Genomic DNA, 12997 nt, shown 5'->3' on the forward strand with positions numbered 1-12997 from the left:
TCAGTCTGGATCACATAAATTGAATGTTATTTCAGTTTTAGTTGAAAATGAAATGAATATTTCATATATCTTTAGCAACAAGGTAACTCTATCAGCTAAAGAGAGGCAACATGCAACAGATTCAGAATTTCATTGGCGGTGAACTTGTATCCAGCCAAAGTGGGCGTTTTGCACCCGTATTTAACCCTGCAACAGGTGAACAAATAGCTCAAGTTGTGTTGAGCAGTGCCGCTGAAACTAAACAGGCAATAGAGGTCGCCCACAAAGCTTTCCCTAAGTGGTCAAAACTGTCACCACTCAAACGTGCTCGTATCCTATTTAAATTTAAGGCACTACTTGAAGCCAATATGGATGATTTAGCGCGTTTAATTTCTCAAGAGCATGGTAAGGTTTTTTCCGATGCGGTTGGCGAGTTAACTCGTGGTCTAGAAGTTGTTGAATTTGCTTGTGGTATCCCACATTTACAAAAAGGTGAGCACTCAGCGAATGTTGCAACAGGTGTTGATAGCCACTCGTTAATGCAACCATTAGGTGTGTGTGCAGGTATTACACCTTTTAATTTCCCTGCCATGGTCCCCATGTGGATGTTCCCCGTTGCGTTGGCTACGGGAAATACGTTTGTACTTAAACCTTCTGAAAAAGATCCTTCTCTCGCTATTGCGCTAGCAAAATTGTTAAAAGAAGCAGGTTTACCAGATGGTGTCTTTAACGTTGTACAAGGTGATAAAGAATCGGTTGATGTACTCTTAAGAGCACCTGAAGTTCAAGCAGTTAGCTTTGTTGGTTCAACGCCAATTGCTGAGTATATCTATACAACGGCTTCAGAACATGGCAAACGTTGCCAAGCTCTCGGCGGTGCGAAAAACCATTGTATCTTGATGCCTGATGCGGATATGAATCTGGCGACAAATGCAATTATGGGCGCTGCATTTGGTGCGGCGGGTGAACGCTGTATGGCTCTATCTGTTGTGCTGGCTGTTGGCGATGAAACTGCGGACACATTGATTACTCATTTAGAAGCGCAAATCGCTAAAATGACTGTCGGCCCTGGCATTGTTGAAGGTAAAGAAAATGATATGGGGCCTGTGATTTCTGCACAGCATAAAGCGAAAATTTGTGATTACATTACCAGCGGTGAGAAACAAGGCGCTAAATTGTTGGTTGATGGCCGTGATTTTAAAGTCGCCGGCTTCGAAAACGGTTATTTTGTTGGACCGACTCTGTTTGATAATGTCACCCCTGAAATGGATATCTATAAAGATGAAATTTTTGGACCCGTACTTGCGATTGTTCGTGTTCCTGATTTCGAAACAGGGTTGAAATTAATTAACCAACATGAGTATGGCAACGGTACCGCTATTTTCACGCGCGATGGTGAAACTGCCCGTGAATTCCAAGAAAATGTCATGGCAGGCATGGTCGGTATCAATATCCCAATTCCAGTCCCAATGGCATTCCATAGCTTTGGTGGTTGGAAACGCTCTATCTTTGGACCTTTGAACGTTCATGGTAATGATGGTGTTCGCTTCTATACACGTATGAAAACGGTTACCAGCCGTTGGCCTGCAAGTGTACGTCTGGAGCATCATGAAAGTAGTTTCACAATGCCAACTATGGAATAAATGGAGCCCCATATGAATAAGCAGACAATGACCACAGCTCAAGCATTAGTTAAGTTTCTGAACCAACAATATGTTGAAGTTGATGGTGAGCAGTATCCGTTTATTCAGGGAGTATTTACCATCTTCGGCCATGGTAACGTGGTAGGTTTAGGACAGGCGCTGGAAGAGGCGCCTGGACACCTACAAGTTTATCAAGGATGCAACGAACAAGGGATGGCACACATCGCAACGGGTTTTGCAAAACAGAAAAAACGTAAGCAAATTTGTGCCGTCACATCTTCTGTTGGGCCGGGAGCGGCAAATATGGTGACAGCGGCCGCGACAGCGACCGCTAACCGTATCCCTCTGTTACTGCTGCCAGGTGATACTTTCGCAACCCGTCAGCCGGATCCTGTTTTACAGCAAGTGGAACAGTATGGTGATGGTACGATCAGCACGAATGATTGCTTTCGACCTGTTTCCCGCTATTGGGATCGCGTGTCTCGCCCTGAGCAATTAATGGCAGCGATGATCAATGCGATGCGCGTATTAACCGATCCCGCTGATACTGGCGCAGTGACAATTTGTTTACCGCAAGATGTTCAAGGTGAAGCGTGGGACTATCCTGATTATTTCTTTGCCAAGCGTGTTCATCGTATTGAACGCCGTCCTGCAACGACGGTGAGTTTAGCCGATGCTGTAAATTTAATTCGTAGTAAGAAAAAACCATTACTTATCTGTGGTGGTGGTGTTCGCTATTCCGAGGCGCATGAGGCATTTCGTACTTTTGCTGAACATTATGCGATCCCATTTGGAGAGACTCAGGCGGGTAAAAGTGCCATTGTGGCCGATCATCCGCTGAATGTCGGTGGTATTGGTACAACAGGCGGCTTGGCAGCTAACCTATTAGCGAAAGAAGCAGACTTAATCATTGGTGTCGGTACGCGTTTCACGGATTTTACGACGGCATCCAAATCCTTATTTAGTCACCCTGATGTCCAGTTTTTAAATATTAACGTTGCTGAGTTTGATGCTTGTAAATTAGATGCCTTAAAAATCATTGCTGACGCAAAAGAAGGCTTAACAGCGCTTGATGCCTTGCTACAAGATTGTGGCTATCAGGCTCAGTGGGGTGAGCGTATTCAGCAGGCCAAAAAACAATGGCAATCTGAGTTAGAAAGACTGTTTTCAATTCAGTATAACCCATTGAATTTTATTCCTGAAATTGCGGGGCATCTGGATGATAAGTTAGAAGAGTACCGTGAGGTTTTAGGCTCTGAACTGACCCAAACTCGCGTGCTGGGGCTAATGCAACAGTATATGGAGGATGACGCTATTGTTGTTGGTGCAGCAGGCTCGTTACCCGGTGATTTACAACGCATTTGGTTACCTAAACATCCTGATACTTATCATCTGGAATACGGGTATTCCTGTATGGGCTACGAAGTCGCCGCTGCGGTAGGGGCGAAAATTGCCGCACCAGATCAGCCTGTTTATGCGATGGTAGGAGATGGCTCATACCTGATGTTACACAGCGAGTTACAAACCGCCATCCAAGAAAACATAAAAATTACCATTCTGTTATTTGATAACGCAGGATTTGGCTGCATTAACAACCTGCAAATGAGTCAAGGAATGGGCAGTTTTGGCACAGAGAATCGTCACCGTAATCCTAAAACGGGGCAAATGGACGGTCCTTTAGTTAAAGTGGACTTTGCTAAAAATGCCGAGAGTTATGGATGTAAAAGCTATCGTGTTCATGATGAAGCACAATTAATTGCGGCTATCGAAGAGGCAAAATCACAGTCTGGTTGTGTCTTAATTGATATCAAAGTGCTACCTAAGACCATGACTAATGGTTATGAAGCTTGGTGGCGTACAGGAACCGCTCAGGTAGCGAAAAAACCAGAAGTTGTTGCAGCAGCAGATAAAATTAAGGATATGGTCGCAAATCGAGTACGGCAGTACTAGCGCATGGCTCTGTAGGGAGAGCCATGCGCTAAGGGCGGCTTGCCGCCCGATAGTCGCGCCTTAAATCATTCTTTGATGCATCGATAACTGATTAAGGATGGGGGAATTGATACCCTTGTTAAGGGGATGTCGTCATCCTAGCCTTAAGCAGAGTCCAGTTTGCAATAACACGGGATTAGCTTGAATTGAGTTAAACAACGTAAGGTTATTTATCGGGAAGTTTGCATGGATGCATTGGCTGCAATTTGACGATTAAAGTGGTTGACGTCATTAAGTTATTTTTTGTTACCCAGCGAAAGCTGGGTTTTTTGTTTTTTGGCGGTTAGTTAACTTTTTATCTGTTGATAAGGGCAAAAAACAGAAAAATAAAAGAGAGTAACTGTAATAAAATCATCGTTAATGAAATATACATTTCAAAATAGCCGTTAAGTCTCATGTTGGTGGCTTTAAGGCTTACTCTCATTGTGACTAATTACACTGCTGTTAGCCTAATTGCTTGAGTTTACATTGTTATTTTGTGATCGAAATAACACTAAAAATCCACTTAATTATAGCAATTGTTACCTAGCGCTCAAAAACATAATTTTCAATTAATTATAAATTGAAATGAATGTTTTATTTGTTATATTTCATCATATCCTAATAGTGGATTTATAGCCTCAAGGAGCATTTCAATGTTCAATATAGCACTATTTGGCGCAGGACGTATCGGACAGGTTCATGCTGTCAATATTGCCGGCCACAAAGAAACCTCACTTTATTCTGTGATTGATCCTTATCAGCCTAACGCCCTCGCATTGGCTGAAAAGTATCAAGCAAAAGTGCAATCAACAGAAGAAGCGATGCAAGATCCAAATGTTCATGGTGTTCTGATTGCTTCTGCAACGGATACTCATGCGGATTTAATCGAATTGGCAGCAAAAAACAACAAGGTTATTTTCTGTGAAAAACCCGTTCACTTAGATCTTGAACGAGTGAGACAGTGCCTCAAAAGCGTTAAAGAACACAATGTGCCTTTATTTATTGGTTTCAACCGCCGTTATGACCCACAGTTCCGCCACCTGAAAAATTTATTCGAACAAGGCGCGATTGGTAAAGCTGAATCTTTAATTATTACATCACGGGACCCATCACCTCCACCAGCGGAATACGTAAAAGTTTCCGGTGGTATGTTCAGAGATATGACGATTCATGACTTTGACATGGCGCGTTTTATGATCGGAGAAAATCCATGCTCTGTCTATGCGCAAGGCAGCAATGTTGTTGATCCAGCGATTGGACAAGCAGGGGATATCGATACCGCATTTATTATTTTGAAATTCCCTTCTGGTGCCATGGCAACAATTTCTAACAGTCGTCGTTCAGGTTATGGCTATGACCAGCGTATTGAATTACATGGCGAGAAAGGTCTCTTAACCGCAGGTAATATCAAAGAGAATAGCGTTGAGTTTTTAAGCGATGTCGGTTGCTTATCAGCGAAACCGGAGTTTTTCTTCTTACAGCGCTATCACGAAGCTTATAAAGCGGAGTGGAATCACTTTGTTGATATTCTTGCCGGTCGTGCTGAGTCAGAAACAACGGGTACCGATGGTGAGTTGGCACTGTATCTAGCAGATAAAGCGCTTGAGTCATTAAAAACAGGCAAAGAAGTTCAACTTTAACTTTTAATTACCTCTTATTTACCGATTACTAACTATAAAAAGCGGGAAATCATACTCCCGCTTCATCAGTCACCTTACATATATTTATGCGCTAATTATAAATAGAAAGGCTTGGGGGTACTAATGCTGGCTCTACTTTCATTTATCGGCTTTACCTTATTAGTTGCAGGGATTGCCTATTACAAAACACGAAATGCTCATTTAACCTCTTCTGCGGAAGGATATTTCTTAGGCGGTCGTTCTATGACAGGCCTATATATTGGTGGCTCAATGCTGCTAATGAACTTATCGACAGAGCATCTTGTTGGGCTTAACGGTTTATCTTTCCGAACCGGCTTTATTGTTATGGCTTGGGAAGTCATGGCGGCATTAACTATTGTGTTATTCGCCATTTATTTTTTACCGAAATATCTTAAATTAGGTATTTCTACGATTCCTGAATATTTAGAACGCCGCTTTGACAAAAACACCTTGTTAATTACATCCATTCTATTTTTAGCAATGTATGTTATTTCTTTGCTACCAATTGTTCTCTATACAGGTGCGATTGCCCTTGAAAGTTTATTCCAAGTTTCACATGTTTTTAATGTCGATAAAACGACAGCATTGTGGATTATGGTATGGGGTGTCGGTGGTTTAGGTGCTATTTATGCTATTTTTGGTGGTATTAAAGCAATCGCGATTGCAGATACCGTTAATGGTGCAGGGCTTATTATCGGGGGGCTATTAGTCACGATATTTGCATTATTATATGTTGGTGATGGTAATGCGTGGGCGGGTCTAAGTGAAGTTTATCAAGCTCACCCTGATAAGTTTAACTCCATTGGTGACGAAGATTCACTGGTACCCTTTTCGACGCTATTTACTGGTTTGATCGTTTCCAATATGTTTTTCTGGTGTACCAACCAATCAATTGTACAAAAGTCGTTAGGAGCGAAGAACTTAGCTGAAGGGCAGAAAGGGGTGATGCTGTGCGCATTCTTTAAGTTAATTATCCCATCTATTATTATTCTGCCTGGTATCATTGCATTCCATATTCTTAGTGGTGAAATTGATAATCCTGATAATGCATATCCTGTATTAGTACACATGGTGCTGCCTGAGTTTTTAGTTGGCTTTTTCGCCGCGGTGGTTGTTGGTGCTGTATTCTCCACCTTCAGTGGTGGCTTGAACTCATCCGTCACTTTATTCACCGTGAATATCTATAAAGATCGCATCAATAAGAATGCTACTGAAGCTCAAACCGTGAAAGTCGGTAAATATTTAGGTATTGCTTTAGCGCTGGCGACAATGATTATTGCACCTTTAGTGGCTAATGCACCGGATGGGTTGTTTTATTTAATTCAGCAATTACAAGGTATCTTTAACGCACCTATTTTAAGTGTCGTGTTAGTTGGTTTAATGACTAAACGCGTGCCTGCTATTGCGGCAAAATTAGGGCTATTATTTGGAATGTCGGCCTATTTAATTTGCAACTTTGTCTTAGACCTGAATATTCACTTCTTCCATTTAGTCGGTATTCTGTTCGTTGCTAATATTATCTTTATGTTGACGATTGGCTATTTCTTCCCCGGTAAACCTTATGAAGAAGTGTATACAGAGCAAGTGGACATTTCACCATGGCGCTTTGCAACGCCTGTAGCTTGTCTAATCGTGTTGGGCGCAATTTCAATGTACGTCTATTTAGCTCAAGGTGCACCAAGCTATGTCATGGTTGGTTACTATATTTTCGCAGCCATCTTGTTAACGTTTATTATTTATAAATTTTCAAAAGCATGGCTAGCAGGCAAAACACAATCAGTGAATGCATAAAGGAGAGTAACAGATTATGGAGCCATCACTTATCCCGATGGTTAAGCAATTCATCTCGCAGCGTGACCCATTTGATCGCTTAGATGAAATGCAATTAAACCAGTTAGTCAATAGTGTTGAAATTAGCTATTTGACACAACGGGAGGTGTTAAAACCGCAACAAATTGCTGGCCAAGGTTTGTATCTGGTGAGAACTGGGGCGGTGGAACAGCGTTACGCTGATGGCTCTTTAAGAGCAAGGCTGGGGGCCGGTGATGTTTTTGGTTTCAGTGTGTTAAATAAAACAGCGGATTCCCCAGGCGAGTATCAAGTGATCGCGATAGAGAATACATTACTCTACTGTATTCCGAGGGTTTCTTTATTGTTAGCAATGGAGCAAAACCAAGCTGTTCGTCATCATTTTGCTTGTGAAGAAGGTGAACGGTTAGCATCACGCCCTAAGGTCGATAAACTGACAGAAGATAGTCTGTTGTATTTAAACCCAGTATCCTCGATAGAAAATGGCAATATCGTCGTCATTACTCCGGGAACGAGTGTTCAAGATGCCGCTCAAGAAATGGTACGTAAGCACCGTTCATCGGCATTAGTGATGGATGGGGAAATATTATTAGGCATTATTACTGACCGAGATCTCACAAAGCGTGTTGTTGCTTTGGGATTAGATATTAAAACGCCGGTCAGTAAGATTATGACAGAAAATCCAATTACAATTGCGGCGAACGCCCCCATCATAAATGCCATTGAGCTGATGATGCAACATAACATCCGTAGCCTACCGGTGATGACGAACCACCGTATTACGGGGGTTTTAACCGCAACAAGCTTAGTGCAAAAAAACAGCATGCAAGCGGTGTACTTAATTAGCCGAATTTATCGTCAAGATAGCTTAGATGATTTGAAGGCATTAGGCGTGCAACGGCAAGCGGTATTTGAATCTCTGATAGAGGCTGGGGTTCAATCGCACACGATTCAATTGATGATGACATTAATTGCTGATGCCTTTAATAAACAGCTTTTGAAACTGGCTGAGCGAGAACTCGGGGAGCCTCCTTGTGACTATTGCTGGTTTGCTGCTGGATCACAAGCGCGACAAGAGATGCATTACCTTTCCGATCAAGATAATGGCATCATTTTAGCTCGTGAAGTGACTAAAGAAGAAGAGGGCTGGTTTAGGCAACTAGCAGAGTATGTTTGCTATGGCTTGGATGAGTGCGGGTATTCTCTCTGCCCCGGTCATATTATGGCAACCAACCCGAAATGGTGTAAGCCTTTGACTCAGTGGCAAGCTTATTATCAGCAGTGGTTAAAAGAGCCTGAGCAGCTTGCTTTATTAAATATTTCTGTTTTTTTAGATATTCGTTTTCTTTATGGTAGCCAAGTACTTTTCAACTCATTGCTTCGTTCTGCGGAATCTCATTTAAAAGGTAATAAGCGATTACTGTCGATGCTAGTTGCCAACTCCACGCGAATCAATCCACCGTTGGGCATGTTTAGGCAGTTTGTGTTGGTCAAAAATGGCGAAAACCACAGTGTATTTAATATTAAAAAACAAGCGGTAAACCTATTAGTTGAATTGGCACGCGTATATTCATTAGAGGCGGGAGTGTTGACACCATCAACAATGACTCGCTTTGAAGTTGCCCGAGATTCAGGCATTATTAGCGCTGCTTCCTGCCAAGAATTAACTGAAGCATATTTATTTATCAATCAGGTTAGATTTGGCTGCCAGCGTAGGGCATTATTAGCTGGGGATGTACTCTCCAATTTAATCGTTCCTCAACGGCTCACCCAATTTGAGCGAAACCACTTAAAAGATGCGTTTCGTATCATCGCGAGGACTCAAGAAGCTGCGGAACAACGTTATCATGCTAAAGGGATAATGAAATGATAGGTTCATTGTTGTGCTATCATCAACCTTTGACCCGTTTAGCGCGTCGGCGAGCAAAATTATTACGTACTCGTCAGCTACCCACATTATTGCAGGAAGTGCTGGAAGCACCTTTACCTACTGATGATAGCCCATTAAAAACACAAAAAATTCTTTCCATTGATTTAGAAACAACAGGGTTGGATCCCGCAAAAGATCGAATTTTGAGTATTGGGATGGTTACTATTGCAGAGAATAAAATTCTCCTCAAAAGTGCTCAACATTATTATGTGAATGATGTGGAACCTGTTAAAGCGGAAACTGCGGTAATTAACCATATAACGCCAGAGCAATTAAGTGGTGGCATCTCTTTATCTCATGCTGTCGCTTTTTTCTTACATGAAGCAAAAGATAAATGCATTTTGGCGCACGGTGGTGCCATAGAGCAAGCCTTTCTTTCTAACGCATTAAATATAAAAGAATTACCATTAATTTGGTTTGATACACTGAATATCGAAAAAAGCGTGTTAAGCCATAAAAATATTAATCGAAATGATTTCAGTTTATCGGCATTAAGAAACCATTATCAGTTGCCTGATTATGACGCACACAATGCGCTTTCAGATGCGATTGCCACCGCAGAATTATTTCTCGCCCAATCTAAAGTCATTTATCCCTCTCAACATCCTGTTATTAAACAACTTTATAAGCGTTCACTGTAGCGCTTATCTGTTTTTTTGAAATTTTCATTTCATTTTCAACGCTGTTTTATTTCATTTATATCATTCTTAACGAAGCGTTTTATTTTTATTTCTTTATAAATTAGATGATTACATAAAAAACTCAGGCTAGATCACATAATGAAATTAATATTTCTCGTTATGTTGAAAATGAAATAAATATTCCGTATAACATCAGTATTAAATAAAAACATCAGACACAGACATCAAACTAGCTTGCACTATAAATGATGAGCTGCATGAAGGGAGAATACAGAATGAAAGAAATCCGCATTGGTCTGATTGGTACTGGCTACATTGGCCGTGCCCATGCAATAGCTTATGCGCAAGCACCAACCGTATTTCCATTAAAAGGAAAACTCGTTCGCGAGATGGTGGCAGAGGTGACCCCTGAATTAGCTGAAGCGCGCGCAAAAGAGTTAGGTTTTAATCGTTCAACCGATGACTGGCGTAAACTGGTTGCCGACCCAAATATTGATGTTGTTGATATTTGCTCTCCTAACTTTTTACACAAAGAAATGGCAATGGAAGCGATTAAACATGGCAAACATGTTTATTGTGAAAAGCCTCTCGCATTAAATTCTCAAGATGCCAAAGAAATGGTTGCCGCGGCTGAAAAAGCAGGGGTGAAAACGTTAGTGGGCTTTAACTATATGAAGAACCCAACTGCACAGTTAGCTAAAGAAATTATTGCTAATGGTGAAATTGGGGAAGTGATTCATTTTTATGGCACACATAATGAAGATTACATGGCTGATCCAACCGCACCGATCCATTGGCACTGTTTTAAAGAAAAAGCCGGTTTGGGTGCTTTAGGGGATTTGTCTGCTCATATTGTCAATATGGCTCAATTCTTAGTGGGCGATATTGAAACAGTCTGTGGCGATATGGAAATAGTGATTAAAAAACGCCCAGAAAAAATAGGTTCTTCAGTGATGGTTGATGTTGAAAATGAAGACCAAGCACATGCCATGGTGCGTTTCGCTGGTGGTGCAATGGGCGTGATTGAAACATCGAGGATTGCGGCTGGGCGTAAGATGGGGCTGACTTATGTGGTAACAGGCACAAAAGGCACCTTATTCTTTACCCAAGAGCGTATGGCTGAACTGAAACTCTATCGTCACGATGAGCCTGCAAACCGTCAAGGGTTCAAAACGATTTTAGTTGGGCCAGAACATCCGGATTATGCGCCGTTTTGTAATGGTGCAGGGCACGGTATTGGATTTAATGACCAAAAAACAGTTGAAGTACGCGATTTAATTGATGGTGTTGCGACCGGTGAAAATATGTGGCCTGACTTTGAGGAAGGTTGGAAAGTGTCGCGTATTCTTGATGCTATCGCACGTTCTTATGAAGAACAACGCTGGGTTAAAGTCACTGAAATCAATTAATTCTGTTCAAGGGGTAATTAATGGATAAGCAGAAGAAGTTAGATGTTATCTGCATGGGGCGTATCGCCGTTGACCTTTACGGACAGCAAATTGGTGCGCGCTTAGAGGATATGAGTAGCTTTGCTAAGTATCTCGGAGGATCTTCTGGGAACGTTGCGTATGGTACGGCAATACAAGGTTTGAAATCATCGATGCTAGCCCGTGTTGGGGATGAGCACATGGGACGCTTCATTCGCGAAGAGTTACAACGTGTAGGCTGTGATACCAGCCACCTGATCACCGATAAAGATAGGCTAACAGGATTAGTGATCTTAGGGATTAAAGATGAAGATACTTTCCCTCTGATTTTTTACCGCGAAAACTGTGCCGACATGGCGATTACGCCAGATGACTTTAGTGAAGAGTATATTGCTTCAGCACGTTGCCTTGCTATCACAGGGACTCACTTATCCCATCCTAAAACCCGTGCAGCGGTCCTTAAAGCATTAGACTATGCAAAACGCAATGGCGTGAAAACCGCAATCGATATTGATTATCGCCCTGTACTTTGGGGATTGACTTCACTGGGTGACGGAGAGACACGTTTTATTGAGTCAGACAAAGTGACCGAGCAGCTGCAAGAAGTATTGTCGCTATTTGACTTGATTGTTGGCACCGAGGAAGAGTTTCACATTGCAGGCGGCTCGACCGATACCATCCAAGCATTAAAAAATATCCGAAAACTAACCAAGGCGGAATTAGTCTGTAAGCGTGGCGCATTGGGATGCTCAGTATTTACCGATGTGATCCCAGAAACCTTGGATGAAGGAATTACTGTAAAAGGTGTACGCGTTGAAGTCCTGAATGTATTAGGGGCTGGTGATGCCTTTATGTCGGGGTTATTGCGTGGTTATCTCAATGGTGAAGGTTGGGAAAAAGCCTGTACTTATGCGAATGCTTGTGGGGCGTTAGTCGTTTCTCGTCATGGTTGTGCACCAGCGATGCCAAGCAAAATTGAATTAGATAACTATCTTGAACGAGCCGCTGCTGTACCTCGACCAGACTTGGATCCGATGCTTAATCATTTACATCGTGTGACAACGCGAGCCACACACTGGGAAGAATTGTGCGTAATGGCTTTTGATCATCGCATTCAATTTGTCGATATGGCGCGTGCTGCTGGTGCTGATATTTCATGTATTCCATACCTGAAAAAATTGATTTTCCGTGCAAGCTGTGAAGTGGCGGAAGAGGCTAACTTGCAAGGCAAAGCAGGACTACTGTGTGACAGTACTTTTGGCCAAGATGTGCTGAATGATGTGACTGGTCGCGGTTGGTGGATAGGGCGTCCTATTGAACTACCCGCGTCAAGACCACTATGTTTAGAGCACGGTAATATTGGCTCACAGCTAGTTAGTTGGCCAAAAGAGCATATCGTGAAATGTTTAGTTTTCTTCCACCCGGAAGATAATCATCCATTACGCCTTGAGCAAGAAAAAACCGTTCAAGAGGTCTATAGCGCTTGCTGTCAATCAGGTCATGAATTACTACTTGAAGTCATTCTACCAGCCGATATGGAACGTAATGACGAACTTTATCTCAGAGCAATCAAACGCTTCTATAACTTAGGTATTAAACCTGACTGGTGGAAATTACCGCCATTGAAAGCTGAAAATTGGGATGAAGTGGATGCATTGATCCAAGAACGTGATCCGTATTGCCGTGGTGTTGTGCTATTGGGGCTAGATGCACCACAAGCTGAATTAGAAGCCGGCTTCAATGCTGCTGCGGGCAAATCTGTTGTAAAAGGGTTCGCAGTGGGTCGCACATTATTTGCTAAACCTTCTCTCGCATGGATGAAAGGTGAAATGGACGATGATGCGCTAGTACAGACGATTAAATCAAATTACCACAGCCTGATCGCCCTATGGCGTCAGCGTAAATAATTTTACTTTTACCTATACACAGGAGCTTC

Annotated in this window: 8 protein-coding genes; all 8 read left to right on the plus strand. The window is 42.2% G+C overall.

Features of this window, described 5'->3' with window-relative positions; genetic code table 11:
- Positions 1-110 precede the first annotated feature (110 nt).
- Positions 111-1622, plus strand: coding sequence for a CoA-acylating methylmalonate-semialdehyde dehydrogenase (locus ACWPW6_RS05960; RefSeq protein WP_196713391.1), 1512 nt, complete (start codon positions 111-113; stop codon positions 1620-1622).
- A 12-nt stretch (positions 1623-1634) separates the two neighbouring features.
- Entirely contained in the window at positions 1635-3572 is a 1938-nt protein-coding gene (gene iolD, locus ACWPW6_RS05965) for a 3D-(3,5/4)-trihydroxycyclohexane-1,2-dione acylhydrolase (decyclizing) (RefSeq protein ID WP_195848148.1), read from the plus strand.
- A 674-nt stretch (positions 3573-4246) separates the two neighbouring features.
- A complete protein-coding gene (iolG, locus tag ACWPW6_RS05970; protein WP_154622711.1) occupies positions 4247-5233 on the plus strand; it encodes an inositol 2-dehydrogenase in 987 nt (328 codons plus the stop codon).
- 123 nt (positions 5234-5356) lie between these two features.
- Positions 5357-7045 carry a solute:sodium symporter family transporter gene (locus ACWPW6_RS05975; protein ID WP_154622712.1) on the plus strand — a complete coding sequence of 563 codons (1689 nt, stop codon included), beginning with the start codon at positions 5357-5359 and terminating at the stop codon, positions 7043-7045.
- A 16-nt stretch (positions 7046-7061) separates the two neighbouring features.
- Complete coding sequence (locus ACWPW6_RS05980) at positions 7062-8933, plus strand: DUF294 nucleotidyltransferase-like domain-containing protein (RefSeq protein WP_163860872.1); 1872 nt, start codon at positions 7062-7064, stop codon at positions 8931-8933.
- Positions 8930-9634 (plus strand): 3'-5' exonuclease, encoded by a 705-nt coding sequence (locus ACWPW6_RS05985; RefSeq protein ID WP_154622714.1) that lies wholly within the window; start codon positions 8930-8932, stop codon positions 9632-9634. Before ACWPW6_RS05980 ends, ACWPW6_RS05985 begins: the two co-directional genes overlap by 4 nt.
- A 275-nt stretch (positions 9635-9909) precedes the next feature.
- Complete coding sequence (locus ACWPW6_RS05990) at positions 9910-11043, plus strand: Gfo/Idh/MocA family protein (protein WP_250000206.1); 1134 nt, start codon at positions 9910-9912, stop codon at positions 11041-11043.
- Positions 11044-11063: 20 nt separating this feature from the next.
- Entirely contained in the window at positions 11064-12968 is a 1905-nt protein-coding gene (locus tag ACWPW6_RS05995; protein ID WP_454209456.1) for a bifunctional 5-dehydro-2-deoxygluconokinase/5-dehydro-2-deoxyphosphogluconate aldolase, read from the plus strand.
- Positions 12969-12997: the final 29 nt, after the last annotated feature.

It is taken from the genome of Providencia sp. Marseille-Q8014, from assembly GCF_965112055.1.